Genomic DNA, 23,136 nt, shown 5'->3' on the forward strand with positions numbered 1-23,136 from the left:
ATGAAAAAGGGCGTGTTTTTTTATTTGCAATTGGCCTTCACTCTATTGATTTGTGCTTTCTTAATTGTGCCCGTTTTTATGTCCATTACGGCGGGGCTGACCAATAACTATTTTGTTGGTATTAAAAGTGGCTTGACCTTTCGCTGGGTCGAGCAGGTATGGGGAATGTATTCCAATACCATTTGGCTAACCATGAAAATTGCCTTGGTAACGACTCTGGTGAATCTTTGTGTGGGTGTGCCTTGTGCCTACTATTTGGCGCGCAGTCGAAGCAAATTATCGGCCTTTTTAGATGAGTGTTTAACCTTACCCATTGCCATCCCAGGTATGGCAATTGCGCTGGGGCTGATTTCTGTATATGGCGGTATCACTGAGTTTCGCATGAGCTGGTCGTTTATTTTAGTGGGTCATGTGATTTTTACTTTGCCCTTTATGGTGAAGTCTGTCTTAGCGGTTTTGCAAAGCATTAATTTCCGCGTATTGGAAGAAGGGGCTGCCAGTTTAGGGGCGAGCTTTTGGCAGCGTTTTTTTCATGTCATCGTGCCCAATTGCAAAACGGGTATCGTGAGCGGCATCTTGATGACCCTGACCTTGTCAGCAGGGGAGTTTAATTTAACCTGGATGTTACATACGCCATTGACGAAAACCTTGCCCGTTGGCTTGGCGGATTCTTATGCGTCCATGCGCTTGGAAGTCAGTTCTGCTTACACCTTGATTTTCCTTGGCATGATTTTGCCTTTATTGATTGCCGCGCAATTTCTGAACCGTCGACCCAAGCGTAGCGCGTAGTTCGCATTAAACAGCCTTTATGAATGAATAAGATGAGTAACACAATGAAAAATGCATCAACGAGTGTGGCGATTACATTAAAGCAGGTTCAGAAAACCTTTTCTGATGGCACACTGGCCTTGAAGCCTTTAGACCTTCATATTGAACAGGGTGAAATTTTAGTTTTATTAGGGCCATCCGGTTGTGGCAAAACCACCACTTTGCGTCTTATTGCTGGCTTAGAGTTTTGTGATCAGGGTGGTCAAATTCTGTTTGGTGAGCGGGATGTCACTCAGATAGCCATCGAACAGCGTCGTGTTGGTATGGTCTTTCAATCCTATGCACTGTTTCCCAATATGGATGTAAGTGAAAATATTGCTTACGGCTTACGGGTGCGTGGAGAAAGCAAAACCACGCAACGGGAAAAAGTAAACGAAATGCTAGAGCTGTTTGACTTACAACCCTATGCCCAACGCGCGATCGATCAGCTATCTGGAGGTCAGCGTCAGCGAGTGGCTTTGGCTCGTGCCATCATTACCGAGCCAGAAGTGCTTTTACTCGACGAGCCATTATCCGCTTTGGATGCTTTGTTGAAAAAACGCTTACGAACCGACATTAATGCTTTGTTAAAACGTTTGGGCATTACCGCCGTGTACGTGACGCACGACCAAGAAGAAGCCATGGCGATGGGAGATCGCATTGCTATTTTGGATCATGGCGAGATTGCCCAAATAGGGACCGCTGAAGAGATTTATTTGTCACCTAACAATGAATTTGTGGCTAACTTTATTGGTCAAATGAACCATTTTGATGGTTTGTTACAGGGCCAAGCTTTGTCTTTTGGGAAGCAGTTTTTACCACTGTCTCCAACGCTTTATCAATCCTGCTCCGAAGGTAAGCGTCTTCGCTGTATGGCTCGTCCTGAAGATGTGCGTTTAATGGCGTTTGACGAGGCCACCGTTAAAGGGGCTGTGTCTCACAGTGTGTTTTTAGGGGACAGAACACGGGTTTTAGTTGATATCGAAGGGCTGCAAGAGCCAGTGCATGCAGATTGTTTTGAGCGTAAGCGCTATACAAGAGGGGATCGGGTGGGCTTAATGATTCCGCCATCACGTCTTGTGTTGTTACCCACTAGTGGTACGGAGTAAGTGACATGTTAATTGCCCAACTAACGGACCTTCATATTAAAAAACAAGGCAAAATCGCCTATCAAAAAGTGGATACGTTGCAGTGTCTCAAACAGGCGGTGACGCACATTAATGGTCTCTCTCCCCAGCCAGATTGGGTGGTGGTAACAGGCGACTTAGGGGATTTTGGAACGCCAGAAGAATACGATGTGTTGGTACCAGAGCTACAAAAACTGCATGCTCCCGTTAAAGTGATACCAGGGAATCACGACCATAGAGCATACCTTCGTGCTGCCTTTGAGGGTTTTTCAAGTTTTGATCATGCAGATTACTGCCACTTTTCCCATGTCGCGGATGGCTACCATTTGATAGGACTGGACTCTTCTGTATTGGGTAAGCCATACGGACATTTAACCCCCGATTCATTAGAGTGGTTGGCAACTCAGTTGGCTAACAAGCGTGACTTGTCAACCTTGATTTTTCTTCATCATCCGCCAATGAAGGTGGGGATTGACCATATGGATGTGCAAAAACTCCTCAATGATGATGAGCTATGGCAAGTACTTGAGCCTCATAAACAGGTAAAGGGGTTAATAGCAGGGCACTTACATCGTGCTATATATGCTACATGGAACGGTCTGCCTGTGTGGGTTGGACCCTCTCATAGTCATGCGGTGACGCTGGATTTGAACCCTAATGCGCCATCAAGATTCTCCCTCGAGCCACCAGCTATCCAGTTGTTCAAGCTGGAGCCTGATAGTGTGGTGAGTCATATTAGTTATATTGAAGCGGGTGAAAAATCAGCCGGGCCGTTTCCTTTTTTTGATGAGAATAACAAGCTGATTGACTAAAATAGGAAGCAGAAAGCGCTTTAAGGCTTTCTGCTTTTTAATTGTCTTGTTTTTAACTTACCTTTTTTAACAATGCCGCCACGCCTTCTTTTACCTTGGCCAATAGTTCTTTCTCATCGAGGTTTTTCACTTGGCAATTACTGATGACTGGTTTGCCTTGGATAAAGCTGTGTTTGACTGAAACCGGTTCACCGCAGAGCAGTGGTGCGAATAGAGTAGAATGCACACCAGCAAAGCGAGGTTGATCGATATCGTATAAAACGATGTCGGCGGCCATGCCCACTTTTATTTCCCCCACTCCATCTAATCCCAATAACTTAGCGCCGTTACGGCTGGCCCAGCGGAGGGTTTCGTCGACTGTGGTAACTTCTGGGTTTTTATTCGCCGCGCGGTGGAGTAACCAAGCAAGGTTAGCCTCTTGAATCATTGAGCCAGATTCTGCCGAAGCAGACCCATCCACGCCTAGTGTGACCTTGATGCCTGCATTTTGCATGGCAATGGCTGGAGCAATGCCGCTGCCCAAACGACAGTTGGAGGTGGGGCAGTGAGCAATACCGGTTCCGGTTTGGGCGAGTTTGGCAATGGCATACTCATCAGACCAGACAAGGTGGGCAAACCAGACATCACTGCCAAGAAAATCACAGTGTTCAGCGTAATCAATGGCGCTCATACCGTATCTTTGCTGTGCTTGTATTTCGTCGTATTCCACTTCTAATAAATGGGAATGCAGCTTAAGTTGGTGTTGTCTGGCGTAGGCTGCTAAGGCACGAAGGGCGGTTGGCTCTGAAGAATGGATAAGACTGGTTGGTGCCACTACCAAGCGGCGCATCGCCATAGGGCTGTCTTGATGATACCGAACACGTGTTTTGTCCATGCGTGCGATGACTTGGTCGAGCGTTTCTGGCTGGATCGGTGAAGATTGCATTCCACGATGGCTACCTCGACTTGTGGTGCTGCCTCGACAGAGAACAAGACGAATACCTAAGTCGTCGGCTGCTTGCCATACCGCGTCTTCTATCTCCGTTGTTGAGCCAGCATGGTAAAGATAATGATGATCTGCACAGGTGGTTGCACCAGAACGAAGCAGTTCATATAAGCCTAATTTGGCAGCGTGGTACATTAAATCAGGGGAAATACTTGGCCAAAAGCGAAAGGGGACGGAGACAAGCCAGTCATCAAGGCAATGATTCAGCCCTTCAGGAATGCCCTTTAACACGGATTGCGCCAAATGGTGATGGGTATTGACCATGCCAGGATAGGCAACGCAGCCTTTGGCGTTAATTAGCGTCTCATCTGGCGCTGGTTGTAAGTTGTTGCCTAACTCGGCAATGATGCCATCATGAATACGAATATCCGTGTTGTTGGGAGAATCGAAAATGGCGCGTGTATTTTGAATGAGGTAAGACATAGACAAGCTCCTGATCGTCAGTTGCACAAAGTAGTGTGAATGGCTTTGTACGGTTGCTGATGTGGCAAGAGCAATGACCCGATGATGTATCTGCCTGCTTCTACTCTTTCCTGCTAACCATGTGGTTATAAGCAGCAAGCAAAAAACTCTCCAACTTGATGAATGCTAGCAAAGTAGGCAAGCCTTCTAATAGAAGCCGTCTAATGCCTGCTTCTATCATGGCCTTACTAAATCAGATTCTTGTTAAGAGGTACGCTTGTGGTGCTTTTTCAGAATGATATTGGCTCTTCCTAGTGCATGGCATGGTGCGAAATAGCATTGAATCTTTTTTAATGATTGATCTTTAACTCTTTTTTTCAGTTGGCATAAGCATTGCTGATGATGAATTTGTACATCAATTGGGTGTATTTCCATGAGTAGAAGCTGACAGGTTGATCATAACTGGGTCATTGCTCGCGGGATCGGGCAAGCATTCGTCTTAGGCGTATGGTAGCGGGTCGCGTGATGATTGACCTTAGACGTCTTTTCAATCACGCACTCCTTAGCTTGCTTTATATCAGTGAGTAAAAGCAAGGGAGTAGAAGCGGCGGACGGTTAATACCGTCGGGCATTGCTCCAATAACGTAATGGGTTATTGGGAGAGTCTATGAACACATCTTATGGTTTGAATGAATTAAATTTTGAAAAGACGATAGGGGGGCTGGGCGTCGAAAATCATCAACGCCAGATTCCATTAATCGATCTAAGGGCGTTTGACGAACGCCGAGAAGAAATAACCGAGCAGCTTTGGCAAGCCGCAACGAACGTTGGCTTTTTTCAGTTGGTCAATCATGGTCTTACCCGTGAGGACATTCAAGCAGCCTTTGAGGCTTCTGAGCGCTTCTTCGCTCAGTCTCAGGAGGAGAAAGCGCACTACGCATTAAAAGACGGCCTGAATGTCGGCTGGGAATTTAAAGCGCAAGTGCGTCCCTCGACAGGAACACCAGACCAAAAAGAATCCTATCAGATTACCTTACCTCACATGACTGACTTATGGCCGAGTCAAGTAGCCGTGCCAGAGTTTCAGCGCATTATGCTCTCCTTTGAGTATCAAGCGTGGCGGTTGGGGATGAAGGTGTTGTCTTGCTTTGCCAACAAGCTTGGTTTTGTCGAAGACTTTTTTACTCAGGCCCATGATCGTACCTCTCAAGAATACCAAAGCACCTTACGCTTACTGCACTATTTGCCCTTAGAGAATGTTGAAAAACAATCTGGATTATGGCGAGCAGGCGCGCATACGGATTTTGATTGTTTAACCATGGTCTTTCAAAAAACAGGGCAGGGCGGTTTGCAGGTGTGTCCTGGCAAAGAAGCCAAAGAGACAAATCGCCAAGAGTGGAGCAATGTCGAACCTGAGGAAGGGATCATCACTTGCAATATTGGCGACATGCTAATGCGCTGGAGTGATGACAAGCTTCTGTCCACGTTACACCGTGTGCGTATGCCAACGGCCACAGAGGCCAATCATTCTCGATACAGTATGGCGTTTTTCTGTCAAGCCAATAAAGATCAGCTGATCCAGGGCCCTGAGGGAAAATATGCCCCGATAACCGCTCGAGACTACTTATTGCAGCGCATTAACGCCAACTTTACAGGTAAAAAGTAGCGATTTTTACTCGCGACGGCGAACAACGCAAAACGTCAAGCAAGTACGCCATTTGATTTGAGTGTTTTTGGGAGAAAGGTCATGAAAACAGCTAAGGTGACGGTCATTGTGGATTCGCGTTATGGCTCCACGCTGGCGTTAGCGAAAGCCATTGCTGACGGGGCTCAAGCAGAAGGTGCCCATGTGCGTTTACGCCGTGTGGCGATCCAAGAACCGGAGTTTAGCGTGGATACAAAACGAGCCGATTTTATTGCCGCACAACAGGAATACCGAGAATTGCCAAAGGCTTGTGCAGATGACTTGGTTTGGGCCGATGGCATTATCTGGGGCTCACCAACACGCTATGGCCTTATGAGCACACCGCTACGTTCCTTTATCGATGAAATCGCGCCGTTATGGAGAGAGGGGGCTCTCATCGGCAAAGTTGGCGCCGTATTTACCTCTACTGGCGGAATGCATTCAGGTAATGAAATGACTTTGCTGTCGCTTATGCTGCCATTTTTGCAGCATGGCATGATTCTTTGTGGGGTGCCCCATAGCGAACCTGCGTTGATTCAAACTCGTAAAGGGGGCTCTCCTTATGGTGCCTCTGCAGTCACGGGCTTTGATGGTTCGCTGGGTGTGGATGAGATTGAGTTAACCATCGCCTCAACCTTGGGAGCTCGTGTTGCTCGTTTGGCGCGGCAAGTTGAGGCAGAGCCTGCTTCTGTGGAACTGGCGGCGGCTTTAGCGCAATAAATGATGTGTCTTTCTGCTTGGTGTCATGACACCCAGTAGAACTCGTGTTCAAAGCGTTCAATTACTTTTATATCGGATTTGGAGTGCCCATTATGAGATTGAAACAAATACTGCTTTATTTTATTGCTGTCATTGGAATGTCTGTCTTTAGTTCGGCAACCATGGCGAAAGCGTTATACAAGGTAACCTTTGGGACAAATTGGTTTGCTGAAGCGGAGCATGGTGGGTTTTATCAAGCCAAAGCGATGGGGATTTATAAAAAATACGGCCTAGATGTCGACATCAAAATGGGTGGTCCACAAGTTAACGGTATGCAACTTTTGGTGGCCGGACGTATTGATATGTTAATGGGCTATCCCATGTCCAGTGTGAACGCTGTGTCTCAAGGCTTACCTGTTGTCACGGTGGCAGCCGTATTTCAAAAAGACCCTCAAGCCATTATTGCTCATCCCAATATTAAGTCTTTAAAAGAAATTGCCGACAAAAAGTTGCCTGTTTATGTCGCGACATCGGCTTATACCAGTTTTTACCCTTGGTTAAAGGCTAATTACGGGTTTACGGATAGCATGGCGCGGCCATACACGTTCAGTGTTGCTCCCTTTTTAGCCAACAAAGGGGTTGCACAACAAGGTTATATAACCTCAGAGCCCTTTGCGATAGAGAAAGGTGGCGTGAAGCCATCCATCTTTTTGATGGCGGATTATGGCTACCCTCCGTATGCTGAAACCATTGAAACCACTCAAAAAATGCTCAAGCAACATCCTGATGTGGTAAGACGATTTGTCAAAGCGACAATGGAAGGATGGGCAAGTTATATGAAAGATCCAGCACCGGGGAATGCCTTGATCAAAAAGGCCAACCCTCAAATGACGGATGCTCAGCTCGCCTTTAGTTTTGCCATGATGAAAAAGTACCATTTGCTTGATGGTGGTGATGCCAAAAAAGGCGGCATTGGCGTTATGACTAATGCTCGTTGGACCCAGCTATACGATTTAATGAAAAAAGAGAAACTGTTGACTAAAGACATCAATATTAAAGATGTCTACTCCCTTGATTATCTGCCTAATCCCCCTGTTTTACTGTCCAAATAATACACCGCATCACGGGGGAATGATGTAACCGATTGGTACTTCTCCCGTGTACATTGGAGCATGATGATGACAATGATAAGAGAGTTTTCTGGTACGACAATGGACACCACGGAATGGGGTTCGAACAGGGAGGATGTCGGTGCTAGCAATAAGGTGGCCCCAACAGGGGATGAGCGTTCCCGCCGTCCGGTTATTCAGGCGCGTAATGTCGATAAGGTCTACGGCAATGGTACCACCGCTCTAAAAGACGCCACCATAGACATTAAGCAAGGCGAGTTTGTTAGTCTGCTGGGGCCTTCCGGTTGTGGCAAAAGTACCTTGTTGCGGATTATGGCCGGTCTTGGTGAGGCATCACGCGGCACCATTAAGTGGTGGGAGCAAGATTACGATGTGGTCGGAGAAAAAGGGCGTAAGTTAGCGTTTGTCTTTCAAAACGCCACATTAATGCCCTGGGCGAAAGTGCGAGGCAATGTGCGCTTGCCCTTGGATTTGGAAAAATACGTCGCGGGAGATGTCGACAAGAGAGTCGAGCAAGCCCTTGATATGGTTGGTTTAAGCCGTTTTGCTGATGCTTACCCTAGAGAGCTTTCAGGTGGTATGCAGATGCGGGCGTCCATTGCGCGGGCACTGGTGACTCAGCCGAATCTATTGCTGATGGATGAGCCTTTTGGTGCTTTGGATGAAATGACACGCAATAAGCTGAATGATGATGTGCTGAGATTATGGCAGGAGAATGGTTGGACGATTGTTTTCGTCACACACAGTGTCTATGAAGCCGTGTATTTGTCCAGTCGAGTCGTAGTGATGGCGGCGCGTCCTGGACGTATTGTCGAAGACATTATCATTGATGAGCCATTTCCTCGTCACTCTGATTTTCGGGTCTCTCAGAGCTTTGCACAATATTGCAAACAGGTTTCCTTCGCTTTAGAAAAAGCCAGTGCCATGGGTCAGGAGGGCAAGGTATGAAAACACCACTGATTAAAAACCAAGGGTTTGTTCAAATTGCGGCACCCATCGCCGTAGGGGTGATATTTCTGCTTTTGTGGGAGTTGATCGTTCGCGCTTTAGGGATCGCACCTTATATATTGCCGGATCCAGTGGCTATCTTTGAGGCTCTAGTGGATAACTGGGGTGTTTTGTTTCATGCACTCTGGGTCACTTTAACGGTGACGTTTTTTGCTTTTGCGATATCCGTGGTATTGGGGGTCGCTTGTTCCCTTCTGTTTATTCAGAGTAAATGGATTGAAGTCAGTTTCTTTCCCTACGCTATCTTGATGCAGGTCACCCCCATCGTTGCGATCGCACCTTTAATTATTATTTGGATTAACGACACCACGTGGGCTTTGGTTGTTTGTGCGGTCATTATGGCGATATTCCCCGTTATTTCTAACACCACCTTGGGCCTGCGCAGTGTGGATCCTAATTTATTAAATATGTTTCGCATGTATCGTGCTAGCCGATGGCAAGAGCTAGTGCGGTTGCGTATTCCAGGGGCTCTGCCATATTTTTTTGGAGGCTTGCGCATCAGTTCTGGGTTGGCGTTGATCGGTGCTGTGGTCGCTGAGTTTGTGGCGGGCACGGGCGGCGCAAAAGCAGGTTTGGCGTATATGATTTTGCAGTCCAGTTATAACTTACAAATTCCCAAAATGTTTGCGGCCTTATTTTTGATTACGGCAACGGGGATTTTATTGTTTGCTTTGATGGTTTGGTTATCGAATTTAGCCTTACGTAATTGGCATGACAGTGCCGTAAAAACGGAAAACTAATCCATGCCAACGACGTTGTTGCAAGCCCATTGTAGCTCTGTTTTGCATTTTCTTGGTCAAGATAAATACGAGTATTTTTCCGATGGCCTTTTGTTGGTAGACACCTGCTCAGGACGCATTGTCGACGTCGGACATCGTGAAGCATTACTTAAGCAGTACCCGCAGGCTGCGGTATTTTATTATCAAGATGCTCTGATTATGCCGGGCCTGATAGACACGCATGTTCACTACCCACAGGTCGATGTGATTGCCTCGCATGGAGAGCAACTTCTGGCGTGGCTTGATCAATATACTTTCCCTACGGAAGCTAGGTTTTCGGACTCTGAATATGCTCAAGAAACGGCTGAGTTTTTCTTAGAGGAATTACTCAGAAATGGCACGACAACGGCGGCAGTATTTGGCAGCATCCATGCTTCCGCTGCGGAGGCCTTTTTTTGCGCGAGCGAAAAACGTAATACACGTATGATCATGGGTAAGTCGATGATGGATCGAAATACGCCAGATGCTCTAAGTGAAACCACGGAAGCCTCCTATCAGCAGACTCGCCAGTTGATTGAGCGTTGGCATCATAATGGACGGCAATTGTATGCTGCGACATTGCGCTTTGTGGTGACGTCAACACCGGCGCAATTTGCACACATCAGCACGTTAATGGAAGAATTTCCAGATCTTTATATGCAAACACATTTAGCCGAAAACCTCGCGGAAGTGACCCTAGTAAAAGAAATGTTTCCAGAGCGTCGTGATTACGTCGATGTGTTTGATCATCATGGATTATTGGGGCCTCGCAGTCTGTTTGGTCACGGTATTCACTTGTCTGAAGCGGAATTGGTGCGCCTTAAAGAAAGCGATAGTCGCATTGCATTTTGCCCCACATCCAACCTGTTTCTCGGTAGCGGCTTATTTGATTTAGATAGAACAAGCAAAATGGTTCAAACGGGAATTGCAACGGATGTTGGGGCGGGCACCAGTTTTTCGATGTTAGCGACTTTGAGTGAGGCTTATAAAATTTGTCAGATCAATGGTACCCGTTTCTCGCCTTTACGTGCTTTTTATATGGCAACCTTGGGCAATGCGGGTGTTTTGAGCTTAGAGAGCCGAGTTGGCAACTTCGAGAGTGGCAAAGAGGCAGACTTTGTCATTTATAACCTTGCTTGCACACCGTTAATGAAGCGTCGGCAAGCCTTGTGTCAGAGCATTGAAGAAAGGCTCTTTGCTTTGATGGTTTTGGGGGACGATAGGGCTGTTCAGTCGACTTTTATTGCGGGGAAGTGTCAGTATTTGAAAGAATCAAGCGTCAAAGCCCCATCTGATAAATAACGCTTTCTATATATCTTTACTATACTTAATAGAAGGACAAAATTTATTGTCTCTTTATATACAATTAGACGTTCTATGTCAGTTTTTTTATGAATGAAAAAACTATAAGGATGAAGCGATTGCATCCTAGAATATTAAAACAAAAACCACTATAAATTATTTTAGAAGCTTTTTTAAAAAGCCACTAAAGATAGTAACGATCAGTTCATTATATTTATATATGGCTTATATAAATAAGTCGTTTTATGTATTCGAGGGATGATTATGACTGCGATGACAGAAACATTCGCACTTAATATAGCGCCGGATAATATAACACCGGAAAATACACCCATTAATAGTCGAGTGACTACAAAAAAATACGATATTGCTTTTTTGCATACTTCTGCTTTATGTGTCAAAAACTTTGATGCCATTATGAAGGAACTTGCGCCGGAGTTATCCGTTAAACATGAAGTGAGGCCCCACTTTTTGAGCCGAGCCCATGCCAATGGCATAGACAGAGTATTAGAAGGGGATGTGACGGCGGCCATCGAAGCGCTAAGCCAAAAATCAAAAGTGGTGGTGGTCACTTGTTCGTATATTGGGCAGGTGGCTGAAAATATTGGAATGCTGAATGGTAGTCATATTGAAAGCATTGATCGAGCGATGGCGGATTTTGCGGTAGAGCGCGCGAATAATATATTGGTCTTGACTGCGTTGCAAAGTACGTTAAAGCCGACTCGTGAGCTGTTGAAATCTTCCATGAATCACTTTGGAGTGAAACCCACAGTGACGCTTCAATATGTTGATGATGCTTGGGAGCATTTTTTATCGGGCAATGAAAAAGGCTATTATGAAGACATCGCCAAAGTTTTGAGAGAAAAAGAACAGGACTACGATTTAATTATGCTTGCTCAATCTTCTATGGCGGGAGTAGTTGATGGCGTTGAGCTTTCAATCCCCGTGATTAGTAGCCCTAGAATAGGTGTTGAACGAGCCATTCAGTTTTTGGCACCGCGTTAATGTAATAAGAATTTTCTGTTTAAAATGCGTTTTTATCATCCCAAAATAAGGACGCCTTGGCGCCCTTATTTTCTAAGTGTGCCTTTTATGATCGTAAAATATTAACGTGAAACCGCTTTGGGTTGATTTAATGTTTGACGCTTTTTAAGTGCTTCGTAATAAGGCGCATAGGCGGGACGCTTAATGTATTTGCCATCGCCTGAACGAGACAGTAATTCACCTTGATGCCATGCTACTTTACCATTGCAGATGGTGGTTTCAGGTACGCCGTGTATTTCCATACCCTCGAAAATGCTGTGTTCAATCATGGATTGATGGGTTTTCGCTGACAGTATTCGAGTGGTGGCAGGGTTCCAAATCACCAAATCAGCATCCGAGCCAACACGAACGCAGCCTTTATTTGGGTAGATATTAAAGATTTTCGCGGTATTGGTTGAGGTGAGCGCGACGAATTCATTGGCGGTGATTTTGCCTGCATTGACGCCTTTTTCCCATAACACCATCATGCGCTCTTCCACTCCAGCGGTGCCATTGGGTATTTGTGTAAAGTTGTCTTTCCCCATGGCTTTTTGTTCCGCACAAAAAGCGCAGTGATCGGTGGCCGTGGTTTGTAAGGTTCCACCCTGAACCCCTTTCCAAAGGGCATCTTGATGCTGTTTTGGTCTAAATGGCGGGCTCATGACGTGGGCAGCAGCAGTGGCCCAGTCTGGGTTTTGGTAGACGCTATCGTCGACGGTTAAGTGCCCAGCTAATACTTCGCCGAAAACCGTATAACCATGGTCTTTGGCATAGCGAATGGCATCGACAGCTTCTTCAGTAGACACATGCACCAAATAAAGGGGAGCACCTAGTGTGTTGGCAATACTAATAGCACGGTTCGCCGCTTCGCCTTCCACTGAAGAAGGCCGTGATAATGGATGGGCTTCTGGTCCGGTTAAACCTTGATCCATAAGCTTATTTTGTAGGTGATACACCAATTCACCATTCTCAGCATGGACGGTGGGGATAGCACCTAGTTCAAGGCATTTCGTGAAGCTGGAGACAAGAATGTCATCCGTTGCCATGATGGCGTTTTTATAAGCCATAAAGTGTTTGAAACTGTTTACCCCGTGTTCGTTGACAAGTGTTGCCATCTCTTTTCCGACGCTGTCATCCCACCAGGTAATCGCCACGTGAAAGGTGTAATTCGCATAGGATTTTTGGGACCACTGACGCCACTGCTGATAAGCCTCTAAGAGCGATTGTTGAGGGCTAGGAATGACAAAATCGATAATACTCGTTGTGCCGCCAGCAAGGGCAGCGACGGTACCGGAGGCAAAGTCGTCTTTGGCGACCGTACCCATAAAAGGCAATTGCATGTGGGTATGAGGGTCAATGCCCCCAGGCATGATCAGCTTGCCTGTGGCATCGATGACCTTGGTATAGTCAGGTATACTGTTGATCTCACCAATTTCAATAATCTTATTGTCTTTACATAAAATGTCAGCTTGAAACGATTCTTCATGGGTGACAATCGTCCCCCCTTTGATCAGTAGACTCATAATGACGTCCTTATTGTTAGATGTTCACTATTATTAGAAGTTCACTCACGGAATGTTGCGTATAAGGTCACGTTGGACCGCTGCACGTTGTACCGTGAAAAGTATATTGTCACCATAAACACCAAGGGGGATGTTGGCGCTTATGGTTTGCTTTGTGGTTAACGAAAAGACCCTGATTGAACTGCGATTAAGATTGCACCGCCTTAGCTTGGCGAGAGGGACTTTGTTTGGCATTGGCTAAGAAGAAATACACAATCGCACCGGTGGCCGCTCCGGTAAACCAGCCATAGTGGTAGAACCAGCCAATGGTTGGGGTATTAACGGCAATCAGCGTAATGAGCACTGGCAGCGCAAAAGCAATCAAGCCTGAACTATTAAAGTTAGGGTAAAGGCTGTTTGGGGTGTACAGAGCAACTAAGTCTAAATGCTGGCGCTTGATTAAGAAATAATCGACAATCATGATACCTGCAATTGGGCCAAGTAGGCTTGAGTAGCCTAGAAGCCAGTTCGAATACATGCCTTCTACACTAACATCGGATTGAACCCAACCGAGTTTTTTCAATAGCTCCCAGCTCATTAGGGCAATACCAATAAAACCTGTCAATAAAGCGCCACGGGTTTGATTAATGTATTTAGGGGCGATATTTTGAAAATCGTTGGTGGGAGACACGACATTGGCAGCTGTGTTAGTGGACAGAGTCGCAATGACGATCAGCACCATAGCAATGGCCACCCAGAAAGGGCTGTGGATTTTTCCGATAAGCGAAATAGGATCGGAAATGGTTGCCCCAACAAGCGTTGGTGACGCGGCGGTTAGAATAACCCCAAGTGATGCAAACAAGAACATGGTCAATGGCAAACCAATAATTTGTCCGATGACTTGATCTTTTTGAGATTTTGCATAACGGCTAAAGTCGGGAATATTAAGCGACAGCGTTGCCCAGAATCCCACCATGGCGGTTAATCCACCAAAGAAATACCCCCAAAAACTAGCCCCAGCGGCTCGTGTCGCAGGGGTGGATAACACTTCAACAAGAGAGACTTTGCCACTTGCCCAAACAAGCAGGCCTATTGAAACGGCGAGTAAAAGGGGGGCCGCGAGTGTTTCCATCCACTTAATGGATTCTGAGCCACGAATCACCACATACATGTTCAATGCCCAGAATATGAAAAAGCCAAGCACTTCACCGGTGCCTCCTAAGCTGGCCCAGCTGCTGGAAATCGCAGATAGGAACAGATGGACGGCCATACCACCAAACATCGTTTGAATACCAAACCAACCACAGGCAACTAAACCACGGATTAAACAGGGAATATTTGAGCCGACCATGCCAAAAGAGGAACGAAGTAACACCGGGAACGGAATGCCGAATTTGGTACCAGGGTAAGCGTTTAGTGTCAGAGGAATCAGTAGGATTAAGTTGGCGATCAAAATGGTGAATAAGGCTTCCATGACGGATAAACCAAAATAAGCCGTTAGCACTCCCCCTAATGTATAAGAGGGAACACAAATGGCCATCCCAACCCATAACGCAGCAATGTTCCATTTGCTCCAGGTGCGTTCACTCAATTTTGTCGGTGCAAGGTCATCGTTATAGGCCGTGCTATATTGGAGGTCGCTATCAACTTCTAATTCGTAGAAGTCGCCCTTTTTTATCGATTTGCTGGTCATGATTCACCTCTGTCATGTGATTATTTAAGCGTGGTTTGGGGGTATTTTGTCCGTTTCCTAAGTGGACTAATGTTCCTTCGCAATGCGTTCGCTGGCTTCTAGCATGGTATGTAGTAGTACGTTGGCACCCGCTGCACATTCTTCTGGGGAGCTGTATTCGGCTTCGTTATGACTAATGCCATTCAGACAAGGCGTAAAAATCATTCCTGTGGGCACAAGGTCGGCCATATAGCAGGCATCATGCCCCGCACCGGCATAGATATCCATATGGCTGTACCCCAGCTTTTCTGTGGCGGCTTTTACATCATCGGAAGCATTAAATTCCACGGGAGCGAAATACCAGAAAGGGTCCACATTGACTTCAAGACCATGGTCGATGGAGATTTTTTTGCAAAAGGCCAGCAGTTCTTCGTGCATTGCCAGTAATACATCGGGTTTGGGATTACGCAGATCGGCACTGAACTTCACATTGCCAGGAATGGTGTTGCGAGAGTTTGGCCAGACTTGCATAAAACCAACGGTCCCCAAACCATTTTCATGGCGGTCGGCAATGGCTTTCATTTCTGCCACAATCAGTGAGGCAGCAAGCATGGCATCTTTGCGCAAGTGCATGGGGGTGGTGCCAGAGTGAGAGGGGCGGCCAATGACTTCAATGTTATACCAGCGAATCCCTTGACCGAGTCGAACGATACCAATCATTTTCTCTTCGTCTTCGAGAATGGGTCCTTGTTCTATGTGGACTTCAAAGAAGGCCCCCATATGTCGACTGCCCAGTTCCATATCCCCCAAGTAACCAATTCGCTCTAGCTCATCGCCAAGGCGAATGCCATTCACATCGGTTTTGTTAAGTTCGGTTGCTAAATCAAAACGACCTACATAGGTTCCCGAGCCTTGCATTGCTGGTTGGAAGCGGGAGCCTTCTTCGTTAGTCCAGACGGAGAATTCCATTGCCGTTGGGGTTTCAATGTTATTTTCGTGGAGAGTACGCAGCACCTCGACCCCAGATAAAACGCCGAAGACGCCGTCAAATTTACCACCAGTTGGCTGTGTATCAAGATGGCTGCCTGTTCCTACGGCAGGGAGGTCATTGTTCTTACCCGGCCTACGAGCAAAGATGTTGCCAATTTTGTCGATGGAAATATCACAGCCTGCGTCTTTGCACCAAGAGACAAAAAGATCACGAGCCTGTTTGTCTAGATCCGTTCCTGCTAAACGGTTGCAACCGCCTTTCTTTGTTCCGCCAATGTCTCCCATTTCCATTAGTGTGTCCCAAAGGCGTTGTTTGTTAATACGAAGATCCTGCATGATGTTCTCCTATGACTCTATAAACCAGTATGAAAATAAAATTTACCAAAAGGTAAAAAATGATCGCGCAGAAAACTTATCAAACATGATGCTCATGCCTAGCGATAAGAATGGTTTGCTTTTTTCAAATAAATCGATGTTGTCTTTTGTGGAGCAAAAAATAGGCCAACTTTTTAACGATTATGAGAAATAGTTTTCTCATAGTCTTATAGTTGTTATGCTATTTTTAAAATATAATGTCGAAAAATTAAGTAAAAACAGTGTGTTATAGTTTGAGGTGAAACTTGCTGGATAAAAAAGAAAAACGGACGAAGCAGTCAGTGAATAGGGAAGTATTAGAATCGCGTATCCTGCGTGCCGCAGAGATTGTTTTTGCGTCAAAAGGGTTTAGTGGTTCCTCTATGGAACGTATTGCTGAGATTGCAAAAATTTCCAAACAAAATCTGATTTATTACTTTCCAAACAAAGACTTACTATATAGAAGAGTATTAAAGGAGATGCTGGATATTTGGATTGAGAAGCTGTCTTTTTTAGAAGTTCAAGGGGAGACTCCTGAGGTCATCATTCGCCGCTATGTCAGTGAAAAAATGGCGCTTTCACGATTGTATCCCAATGGTTCAAAAGTGTTTGCGCACGAAATTATCAGCGGAGCCCCTGTTCTTAAAGAGTATCTTATTAGCCACTTAAAACCCCAATTTGATCGTGATGTTATTTTGGTTAAGTCTTGGATAAATAAGGGATTAATTGATTGTGTCGACCCCGAGCATTTGTTCTTCACCATTTGGGCGGCGACACAAACTTATGCCGATTTTTCGGTACAAATGGAAGTGTTGCTAGGCAAAAATACTTTAGAAGAAGCAGACTTTCAACGAGCTGAAGACGCCGTCACTGAGTTTGTTGTGCGCGCTCTTGGTGCTAAAAAAAATAATTAATTTTATTTTCACAATATTTTCTTTATTGGTTCTGCTTGGTTGACTTCATTTTTTGTTAGATAAGGTCAACCAAAAAATCAAATTTTTCATAATCTTAACCTTTTGGTTAACCATTTATTTATCTTTAGTTAAATTCCCTATCTCTAAAATGGTGCACATTCTGCACTAAAAAAAACAATTTACTCTGTTAAAAAAAACGTGTTATTAATTTTTATACCAAATGGTAAAAAATTAGTTTAATCCTGTTGGTTGGAGTGAATATGATTTCTATTTCAGAAGCTCAATCTTATGAATTTGCCAGTGGCCCTGATCTGTTCGCATTATGCCAACAAGCAGCAAAAATACGTGATGAACATTGGGGAAAGCGACTAACGTACTCGAAAAAAGTATTTATTCCTCTGACCAATATGTGTCGTGATGCCTGTGGCTATTGCACCTTTGTGCAAGGGCCTGATTCTCCTTATGCGAATTACATGACACCTGAACAAGTGTTGAAAACGGCACGAGAAGGGCAAGTATTGGATTGCAAAGAAGCCTTGTTTAGCTTGGGGGAGCGTCCTGAAGAACGCCATCAAAAAGCTCGGGATTTACTGAGACATCTTGGCTATACCCATACCTTAGACTACCTTCATGACCAGTGTGAAAATGTGTTACTTGAAACCACTTTGCTGCCGCATATTAATGCGGGCGCTCTATCTTACGATGAATTAAAGCATCTTAAACCCGTCGCGGCGAGCATGGGGATGATGTTAGAAACGGTCTCTAATACGCTATTAAAAAAAGGTCAAGCGCATCATGCGTGTCCAGATAAAACGCCGAAGCGTCGGCTTAATACTTTAGAGCAAGCGGGTCGCCTTGATATCGCCTTTACGACGGGGATTTTGATCGGTATCGGTGAAAGTTGGCAAGATCGTATTGATAGTTTACTTGCCATTCGTGACCGTCATTTGTCTTATGGTCATATTCAAGAAGTCATTATTCAAAATTTTCGCGCGAAACCTGGAACCGCTATGGCGGCTTGTATGGAACCTAGCCTTGATGACATGAAGAGAACCATCGCCCTAGCTCGTTTGCTGTTACCCGCCGAAATCAGTGTACAAGCTCCGCCGAATTTACAAGAAGAATACGGGAGTTATATCCACGCAGGTATTAATGATTGGGGCGGAATCTCGCCGCTGACGAAAGATTTTATTAATCCAGAGCGGGCTTGGCCACAGATCGATAATGTGGCGAAGGCCTGTCAAGGTCTGGGTTATTCCCTAGAGGAGCGCTTGACGATTTACGCCCGCTTCCAAGAGCAAGAGAGCCGTTATCTCACCGCAAACTTAACCCATCGAGTGGCTGACTTATCGGGACAAGCGACTCATTCGAATTATTTTCTTAAAGAAGAGGTGGTCGCATGAACTCATTATCATCCTATTTATTGGCACCTGCTGCAGATTCATTTACGCCACAGCTAAATCAAGTGGGCTCAAGGGTACGTAATATTTTAAATAAAGCCTTGGTAGGCGGCGAACTCAGTGTCGAAGAAGCATGTGTGTTATTCGACACGCAGGGAGTCGAAAGCCAGGCGGTACTGGACACTGCCGATAAAGTGCGCGAAAAGCGCGTCGGCAATACGGGCAGCTTTGTGATCACCCGTAATATCAATTTTACCAATGTTTGTTATATGGGGTGTCGCTTTTGTAATTTTGCGAAAGAAAAAGGTGATAAAGAGGCAGAGTTTCTCACTGTGGAGCAAGTGGCTGACCGTGCCGAAGAAGCTTGGCATCGAGGGGCCACAGAAGTTTGTATTCAAGGTGGGTTACACCCTGAGATTAATGCGGATTACTATCGAAATTTGGTGATCGCTGTGAAAAAGCGAGTCCCAGATATCCATATCCATGCGTTTTCACCATTTGAAATTTGGTATGGCTGCAAAAAAGCGAAATTAGCGCCAGAGGTCTTTCTAGCCGAATTAAAGGCATTAGGGCTTGGCACCATGCCAGGTACGGCCGCTGAAATCTTGGATACCGAGGTACGCAAAAAACTCACTAAAAATAAGCTCACCACAGAAGAGTGGATTCGCATTATCAAAGCCGCCCATTCCGTTGGTGTAAAAACCACCTCGACCATTATGTATGGCCATGTGGATCAGCCCGTTCATTGGGCTAATCATTTAAAACGGTTGCGTGATATTCAAAAAGAAACGGGTGGCTTTACCGAGTTTGTGCCACTGGGCTTTATTCATTACGAAACGCGCTTGTACAAAGACAATCCTGACACGGTTCGTCCAGGGCCAACCCGTGATGAGCACTTTAAAATGCACGCTATTGCTCGTTTAATGCTGCAAGGCCACATTGATAACATTCAAGCATCGTGGGTAAAAATGGGGCCTGATGTGGCGGCGGCCATGTTGCGTTCTGGCGCGAATGATTTGGGTGGTACCTTGATGAACGAGAGCATTTCTCGGGCGGCGGGTGGCACTCACGGGCAAGAGGTCATGCCTGAAGACATGGTGGCCAATATTCATGCAGCGGGCCTTAAAGCAATTCAACGCAATACAAGTTATGACATGGTAAAAGATTATGGATCCGCTCCCGCGATGGAAAAACGCATTGCTATTCAAGGAGTCGCCTAATGTCAGAATTAACCATTACCTTACTCGCAGGCGGTGTGGGCGGTGCGAAAGCGGCCGAAGGCCTAGCCGCGAGCCAATATGCGAACGTGACACAAATCATTGGTAATGTGGCCGATGACGAAGAGTTTCACGGACTTTGGGTCTCGCCCGATATTGATACCTTGATTTATTCCCTTGGTGATCAGATTGATCGCCAGCAAGGTTGGGGGCGAAAAAATGAAACACACCAAGTTTTAAGTGAGCTGAATACCCTTGGTAAAGAGACTTGGATGACCTTGGGGGATTTGGATCTTGCGACCCATATTTACCGGACGGAATTACGCAAACAAGGTGTCCGTCCAACCTATATTGCTCAGCGTTTAGCGACGCGCCATGGGGTTACGTTACCGATTTTATTACCTACCGACGATGTAGTGCAGACACGAGTGCAAACGAAACAGGGTTGGTTGTCGTTTCAAGAATATTTTGTACGTGAGCGCTGCCAGCCAGAAGTGTCTGCTATTGAATACAGCGGTGCCAACATAGCCAAAGCAACGCCGGAAGCCCTATCTCAGCTCACCAAAAGCGATGTAATCGTAATTGCACCGAGTAACCCTATTGTCAGCATCGGTGCCATTCTTGCGGTGTCCGGAATTCAAGAAGCCATTGCAAAAAGCGGGGCCTATGTGATCGCTGTTTCACCTTTGATTAGCGGAAAAACAATTAAAGGGCCAGCAGACAAAATGTTGGAAAGTGCAGGGAAAAGCATCGATTCAAAAGGCATTTATCAGTGTTATTCCTCTTTTTTGCACGCTTTGGTAATAGATGATGCCGACCGAAACGATGTGCCTTGGTTGCATGATCAGGGGGTGGATGTCTTGGTGACGAACACTTTAATGAAAAGCACTCAAGACAAGCAAGGGCTCATGACCAAGGTGATTGAATTTGCTCAGTCTCGACGTAATCTGAGGGCAGCATAATGGAACAACCTCTGTTGAAAAAGCTCTGTGTGGTGATTCCTATGAAATCGCCCCGTCGTGCTAAGCAGCGTTTAGCGAGTTGTTTGTCAGATGCATCTCGAGAAAAGCTGGCGTTGAATTTGTTTGAAAGCACTTTGGTGTTTTTTCGATATGAATTTGCCAATCTGGATGTGTTGGTGGTGAGTGATTCAAGGGAGATATTAGCCTTGGCACAACGGCATGGTGCCTTGTGTCTATTTGATGAAGGTGGCTTAGGGCTTAATAGCGCACTAGATCGTGCTTGTCAAAAAGTCACTTCTTTGGGCTACGCTCATCAGCTGATTATTCCCAGTGATATTGCTTGGTTGGATAAACAAGAAATTCACACCCTATTAATGGCTGCAAGGGAATCAGACGTGGTGATTGCGGAGGCGAAAGATGGTGGTACCAACGCGTTATTAACCACGCCGCCGAGTGCCATTGCATTTCTCTATGGGGTTCATTCGGCCTTGTCTCATCACCAACATGCGGCACGACGGGGGTTACGTTGCTGTTCCTTGCAGTTACCTCATTTGTCCTTGGATATCGATCAAAGCGATGATTTAGAACAGGCGACACAGCAACAACCAAATCGTTTTAAAACATGGCGATTAGCGCCGCAATCGAAGGAGCGGTCTTATGTCTGATTCACTTGCTGTTGCTTCTTTTCCTATGACGTCTTCTTCTGTGTTTGCCTCTTCGGATGCTATGTCGATGTTTCGTTTACGTGGCTTACCCGACTTTCAGCAAGGAGATGATTTAGCGCAAAGCATTATCGATACGCTCGCGTTGAATCAACAAACCTTGCTTGAAGGCGACATCTTAGTGATTGCCCATAAAGTGGTATCGAAAACCGAAGGGGCGTGTGCCTTTTTAGATCAAATCACTCCCAGCGATGATGCCATTACATTAGCCAAAACAGTCAACAAGGATCCACGAAAAGTCGAAGTGATTCTCTCTCAATCAAAACGCATTGTCCGCGCGGTGAAGCGTCCCGAGCAGCAAGAAGGTGTACTGATTGCAGAGCATAAAAACGGCTACATCTGTGCCAATGCGGCGGTAGATGAATCCAATGCGGATCACCCTGGGCAGCTTATTTTATTGCCGGACGATCCAGACAAAAGCGCTCGACAACTGTGTCTTACTTTGGAGTCTCATTTTAACTGCAACTTAGGGGTAGTTATTAGCGATACCTTTGGTCGACCCTGGCGGTTAGGGCAAACCAATGTGGCGATTGGCCTGGCCAATGTGCCAGGCGTTATGAATATGGCGGGGGAAGTGGACGCTTTTGGTCGACCTTTAAGTGTCACCGCGCCAGCGTTTGGCGATGAGTTGGCGGCCGCGTCTGGTCTATTAATGGAAAAAAGTGCCAAAGCCCCGGTGATTGTTTTTCGAGGTCTTGATTGGCCGAAAACCGACAGTAGCAGCCGAGATCTTATTCGTTCCCACAATGAGGACCTTTTTCGATGAGTAAAGTAGCGATGAATAACGCAGAGATGAAAGAAGAGATCAGTAAAGTCGCCATTATTGGTGGCACAGGGCCACAAGGAAAAGGGTTAGCGTTGCGTTTAGCCATGGCTGGTGTGAGCGTTGTGCTTGGGTCTCGTGATCCGGACAAAGCACAAGAAACCGCCCAACAGCTGATTACGACCTTGTCTGAATGGGATTTACCAGAATGGAAAGGTGTTGCTGATATTACGGGCATGTCCATGGAAGAAGCCACCAAGGCTGCCGATCAAATGGTGGTATTGTCCGTGCCATACAGCGGACACGATGCCACCTTGGCGACATTAAAGCCTTTATTGGAAGGCAAAATATTAATCGACATTGTAGTGCCTCTTGCGCAGGGTAACCCTAAAGCCGTTGTCATGCCTGAAGCGGGTTCGGTTACCGAATCTGCACAGGCATTGCTGGGAGAAAGTATTCCCGTTGTCGGTGCGTTGCATAATGTGTCAGCTGTCACGTTGAATGATCTATCGCGTTCCATCAACTGCGATATTCTCGTATGTGGTAATGATTTAGCTGCGAAAAAAAGCGTGATGTCGCTTATCGAAAGGATGGGGACCAAGGCTTATAACGCAGGATTAGCCGAAAGTGCTCGCTGTATTGAGGCGCTGACGCCCATTTTGATCCGTTTGAATATCTCAAAAGACGTGCCTTTTAGTCATGCCGGGATTCGCATTTGTCCACCAGATCATTAGGTTTCGATTACTGAACTCACCAATACTTTGTTAAAAACAGACTCAAAATGCTCATTTATAACTTATAGACTCCGCTTTTTCGTCTGTTTTTGCCTCGTCTTGGTTTTGCTCAGTACATCTTGGAAAGTTGTTTAGAACAGATTCAAACTTTGAAAAATATTAAAAAAGC

The 23,136-nt window shown here is 45.8% G+C and carries 21 protein-coding genes; 17 read left to right on the top strand and 4 right to left on the bottom strand.

What is annotated here, in order from left to right; genetic code table 11:
* From AC0VYI_RS08670 to AC0VYI_RS08680, 3 genes are read left to right on the top strand one after another with little or no spacing between them, the layout of a single operon-like run.
* A complete protein-coding gene (locus AC0VYI_RS08670) occupies positions 1 to 789 on the top strand; it encodes an ABC transporter permease (protein ID WP_199477253.1) in 789 nt (262 codons plus the stop codon).
* 44 nt (positions 790 to 833) lie between these two features.
* Positions 834 to 1,916, top strand: a complete 1,083-nt coding sequence (locus AC0VYI_RS08675; protein ID WP_475448721.1) for an ABC transporter ATP-binding protein — start codon at positions 834 to 836, stop codon at positions 1,914 to 1,916.
* 5 nt (positions 1,917 to 1,921) lie between these two features.
* On the top strand, positions 1,922 to 2,746 hold the full coding sequence (locus AC0VYI_RS08680) for a phosphodiesterase (protein WP_475448723.1): 825 nt from the start codon (positions 1,922 to 1,924) through the stop codon (positions 2,744 to 2,746).
* Between the two features lie 52 nt (positions 2,747 to 2,798).
* On the opposite strand, the gene AC0VYI_RS08685 is transcribed toward AC0VYI_RS08680, so the two are convergent.
* Entirely contained in the window at positions 2,799 to 4,154 is a 1,356-nt protein-coding gene (locus AC0VYI_RS08685; protein ID WP_475448725.1) for an amidohydrolase family protein, read from the bottom strand.
* Between the two features lie 646 nt (positions 4,155 to 4,800).
* On the opposite strand from AC0VYI_RS08685, the gene AC0VYI_RS08690 reads away from it, so the two are divergent.
* The 7 genes from AC0VYI_RS08690 (at position 4,801) to AC0VYI_RS08720 (ending at position 11,719) form a co-directional block, all read left to right on the top strand.
* A complete protein-coding gene (locus AC0VYI_RS08690; RefSeq protein ID WP_475448727.1) occupies positions 4,801 to 5,799 on the top strand; it encodes an isopenicillin N synthase family dioxygenase in 999 nt (332 codons plus the stop codon).
* Between the two features lie 81 nt (positions 5,800 to 5,880).
* Complete coding sequence (gene wrbA / locus AC0VYI_RS08695; protein ID WP_475448729.1) at positions 5,881 to 6,537, top strand: NAD(P)H:quinone oxidoreductase; 657 nt, start codon at positions 5,881 to 5,883, stop codon at positions 6,535 to 6,537.
* Positions 6,538 to 6,629: 92 nt separating this feature from the next.
* On the top strand, positions 6,630 to 7,628 hold the full coding sequence (locus AC0VYI_RS08700) for an ABC transporter substrate-binding protein (protein WP_475448731.1): 999 nt from the start codon (positions 6,630 to 6,632) through the stop codon (positions 7,626 to 7,628).
* A gap of 72 nt (positions 7,629 to 7,700) precedes the next feature.
* Entirely contained in the window at positions 7,701 to 8,594 is an 894-nt protein-coding gene (locus AC0VYI_RS08705; RefSeq protein ID WP_475448733.1) for an ABC transporter ATP-binding protein, read from the top strand.
* Positions 8,591 to 9,394: an ABC transporter permease gene (locus tag AC0VYI_RS08710; RefSeq protein ID WP_199477260.1), complete on the top strand. Its 804-nt coding sequence runs from the start codon at positions 8,591 to 8,593 to the stop codon at positions 9,392 to 9,394. The genes AC0VYI_RS08705 and AC0VYI_RS08710 overlap by 4 nt, the downstream gene beginning before the upstream one ends.
* 3 nt (positions 9,395 to 9,397) lie before the next feature.
* Positions 9,398 to 10,714: a guanine deaminase gene (guaD, locus tag AC0VYI_RS08715; protein ID WP_475448736.1), complete on the top strand. Its 1,317-nt coding sequence runs from the start codon at positions 9,398 to 9,400 to the stop codon at positions 10,712 to 10,714.
* 264 nt (positions 10,715 to 10,978) lie between these two features.
* The gene (locus AC0VYI_RS08720) at positions 10,979 to 11,719 is read left to right on the top strand and encodes an aspartate/glutamate racemase family protein (protein WP_475448738.1); all 741 of its coding nucleotides are present in this window, start codon (positions 10,979 to 10,981) and stop codon (positions 11,717 to 11,719) included.
* 101 nt (positions 11,720 to 11,820) lie between these two features.
* Here AC0VYI_RS08720 and hydA read toward each other — a convergent pair whose 3' ends face one another.
* The 3 genes from hydA to AC0VYI_RS08735 form a co-directional block, all read right to left on the bottom strand.
* Positions 11,821 to 13,260, bottom strand: a complete 1,440-nt coding sequence (gene hydA, locus AC0VYI_RS08725; protein WP_475448740.1) for a dihydropyrimidinase — start codon at positions 13,258 to 13,260, stop codon at positions 11,821 to 11,823.
* A gap of 187 nt (positions 13,261 to 13,447) precedes the next feature.
* Positions 13,448 to 14,932, bottom strand: coding sequence for an NCS1 family nucleobase:cation symporter-1 (locus tag AC0VYI_RS08730; protein ID WP_475448742.1), 1,485 nt, complete (start codon positions 14,930 to 14,932; stop codon positions 13,448 to 13,450).
* Positions 14,933 to 14,998: 66 nt separating this feature from the next.
* Complete coding sequence (locus tag AC0VYI_RS08735) at positions 14,999 to 16,237, bottom strand: allantoate amidohydrolase (RefSeq protein ID WP_475448744.1); 1,239 nt, start codon at positions 16,235 to 16,237, stop codon at positions 14,999 to 15,001.
* Positions 16,238 to 16,521: 284 nt separating this feature from the next.
* On the opposite strand from AC0VYI_RS08735, the gene AC0VYI_RS08740 reads away from it, so the two are divergent.
* From AC0VYI_RS08740 to npdG, 7 genes are all read left to right on the top strand, one after another.
* A complete protein-coding gene (locus AC0VYI_RS08740; RefSeq protein WP_475448746.1) occupies positions 16,522 to 17,169 on the top strand; it encodes a TetR family transcriptional regulator C-terminal domain-containing protein in 648 nt (215 codons plus the stop codon).
* A gap of 260 nt (positions 17,170 to 17,429) precedes the next feature.
* Positions 17,430 to 18,572 (top strand): 7,8-didemethyl-8-hydroxy-5-deazariboflavin synthase CofG, encoded by a 1,143-nt coding sequence (gene cofG, locus AC0VYI_RS08745; RefSeq protein ID WP_475448748.1) that lies wholly within the window; start codon positions 17,430 to 17,432, stop codon positions 18,570 to 18,572.
* A complete protein-coding gene (gene cofH, locus AC0VYI_RS08750; protein WP_475448750.1) occupies positions 18,569 to 19,789 on the top strand; it encodes a 5-amino-6-(D-ribitylamino)uracil--L-tyrosine 4-hydroxyphenyl transferase CofH in 1,221 nt (406 codons plus the stop codon). The genes cofG and cofH overlap by 4 nt, the downstream gene beginning before the upstream one ends.
* Positions 19,789 to 20,748, top strand: coding sequence for a 2-phospho-L-lactate transferase (cofD, locus tag AC0VYI_RS08755; protein WP_475448752.1), 960 nt, complete (start codon positions 19,789 to 19,791; stop codon positions 20,746 to 20,748). The genes cofH and cofD overlap by 1 nt, the downstream gene beginning before the upstream one ends.
* The gene (gene cofC, locus AC0VYI_RS08760) at positions 20,748 to 21,413 is read left to right on the top strand and encodes a 2-phospho-L-lactate guanylyltransferase (RefSeq protein WP_475448753.1); all 666 of its coding nucleotides are present in this window, start codon (positions 20,748 to 20,750) and stop codon (positions 21,411 to 21,413) included. Before cofD ends, cofC begins: the two co-directional genes overlap by 1 nt.
* The gene (gene cofE / locus AC0VYI_RS08765; RefSeq protein WP_475448755.1) at positions 21,406 to 22,236 is read left to right on the top strand and encodes a coenzyme F420-0:L-glutamate ligase; all 831 of its coding nucleotides are present in this window, start codon (positions 21,406 to 21,408) and stop codon (positions 22,234 to 22,236) included. Before cofC ends, cofE begins: the two co-directional genes overlap by 8 nt.
* On the top strand, positions 22,233 to 22,967 hold the full coding sequence (gene npdG, locus AC0VYI_RS08770) for an NADPH-dependent F420 reductase (RefSeq protein WP_475448757.1): 735 nt from the start codon (positions 22,233 to 22,235) through the stop codon (positions 22,965 to 22,967). Before cofE ends, npdG begins: the two co-directional genes overlap by 4 nt.
* Positions 22,968 to 23,136 lie beyond the last annotated feature (169 nt).

The organism is Marinomonas sp. 63XJN7_9_ISO-PGPR-S23-217, assembly GCF_056173515.1.

Excerpts from the sequence above, each read along its gene's own strand:
- AC0VYI_RS08670 (WP_199477253.1), top strand. The coding sequence starts at position 1 with ATGAAAAAGGGCGTGTTTTTTTATTTGCAATTGGCCTTCACTCTATTG.
- AC0VYI_RS08675 (WP_475448721.1), top strand. The coding sequence starts at position 834 with ATGAAAAATGCATCAACGAGTGTGGCGATTACATTAAAGCAGGTTCAG.
- AC0VYI_RS08680 (WP_475448723.1), top strand. The coding sequence starts at position 1,922 with ATGTTAATTGCCCAACTAACGGACCTTCATATTAAAAAACAAGGCAAA.
- AC0VYI_RS08685 (WP_475448725.1), bottom strand. The coding sequence starts at position 4,154 with ATGTCTTACCTCATTCAAAATACACGCGCCATTTTCGATTCTCCCAAC.
- AC0VYI_RS08690 (WP_475448727.1), top strand. The coding sequence starts at position 4,801 with ATGAACACATCTTATGGTTTGAATGAATTAAATTTTGAAAAGACGATA.
- wrbA (WP_475448729.1), top strand. The coding sequence starts at position 5,881 with ATGAAAACAGCTAAGGTGACGGTCATTGTGGATTCGCGTTATGGCTCC.
- AC0VYI_RS08700 (WP_475448731.1), top strand. The coding sequence starts at position 6,630 with ATGAGATTGAAACAAATACTGCTTTATTTTATTGCTGTCATTGGAATG.
- AC0VYI_RS08705 (WP_475448733.1), top strand. The coding sequence starts at position 7,701 with ATGATAAGAGAGTTTTCTGGTACGACAATGGACACCACGGAATGGGGT.
- AC0VYI_RS08710 (WP_199477260.1), top strand. The coding sequence starts at position 8,591 with ATGAAAACACCACTGATTAAAAACCAAGGGTTTGTTCAAATTGCGGCA.
- guaD (WP_475448736.1), top strand. The coding sequence starts at position 9,398 with ATGCCAACGACGTTGTTGCAAGCCCATTGTAGCTCTGTTTTGCATTTT.
- AC0VYI_RS08720 (WP_475448738.1), top strand. The coding sequence starts at position 10,979 with ATGACTGCGATGACAGAAACATTCGCACTTAATATAGCGCCGGATAAT.
- hydA (WP_475448740.1), bottom strand. The coding sequence starts at position 13,260 with ATGAGTCTACTGATCAAAGGGGGGACGATTGTCACCCATGAAGAATCG.
- AC0VYI_RS08730 (WP_475448742.1), bottom strand. The coding sequence starts at position 14,932 with ATGACCAGCAAATCGATAAAAAAGGGCGACTTCTACGAATTAGAAGTT.
- AC0VYI_RS08735 (WP_475448744.1), bottom strand. The coding sequence starts at position 16,237 with ATGCAGGATCTTCGTATTAACAAACAACGCCTTTGGGACACACTAATG.
- cofG (WP_475448748.1), top strand. The coding sequence starts at position 17,430 with ATGATTTCTATTTCAGAAGCTCAATCTTATGAATTTGCCAGTGGCCCT.
- cofH (WP_475448750.1), top strand. The coding sequence starts at position 18,569 with ATGAACTCATTATCATCCTATTTATTGGCACCTGCTGCAGATTCATTT.
- cofD (WP_475448752.1), top strand. The coding sequence starts at position 19,789 with ATGTCAGAATTAACCATTACCTTACTCGCAGGCGGTGTGGGCGGTGCG.
- cofC (WP_475448753.1), top strand. The coding sequence starts at position 20,748 with ATGGAACAACCTCTGTTGAAAAAGCTCTGTGTGGTGATTCCTATGAAA.
- cofE (WP_475448755.1), top strand. The coding sequence starts at position 21,406 with ATGTCTGATTCACTTGCTGTTGCTTCTTTTCCTATGACGTCTTCTTCT.
- npdG (WP_475448757.1), top strand. The coding sequence starts at position 22,233 with ATGAGTAAAGTAGCGATGAATAACGCAGAGATGAAAGAAGAGATCAGT.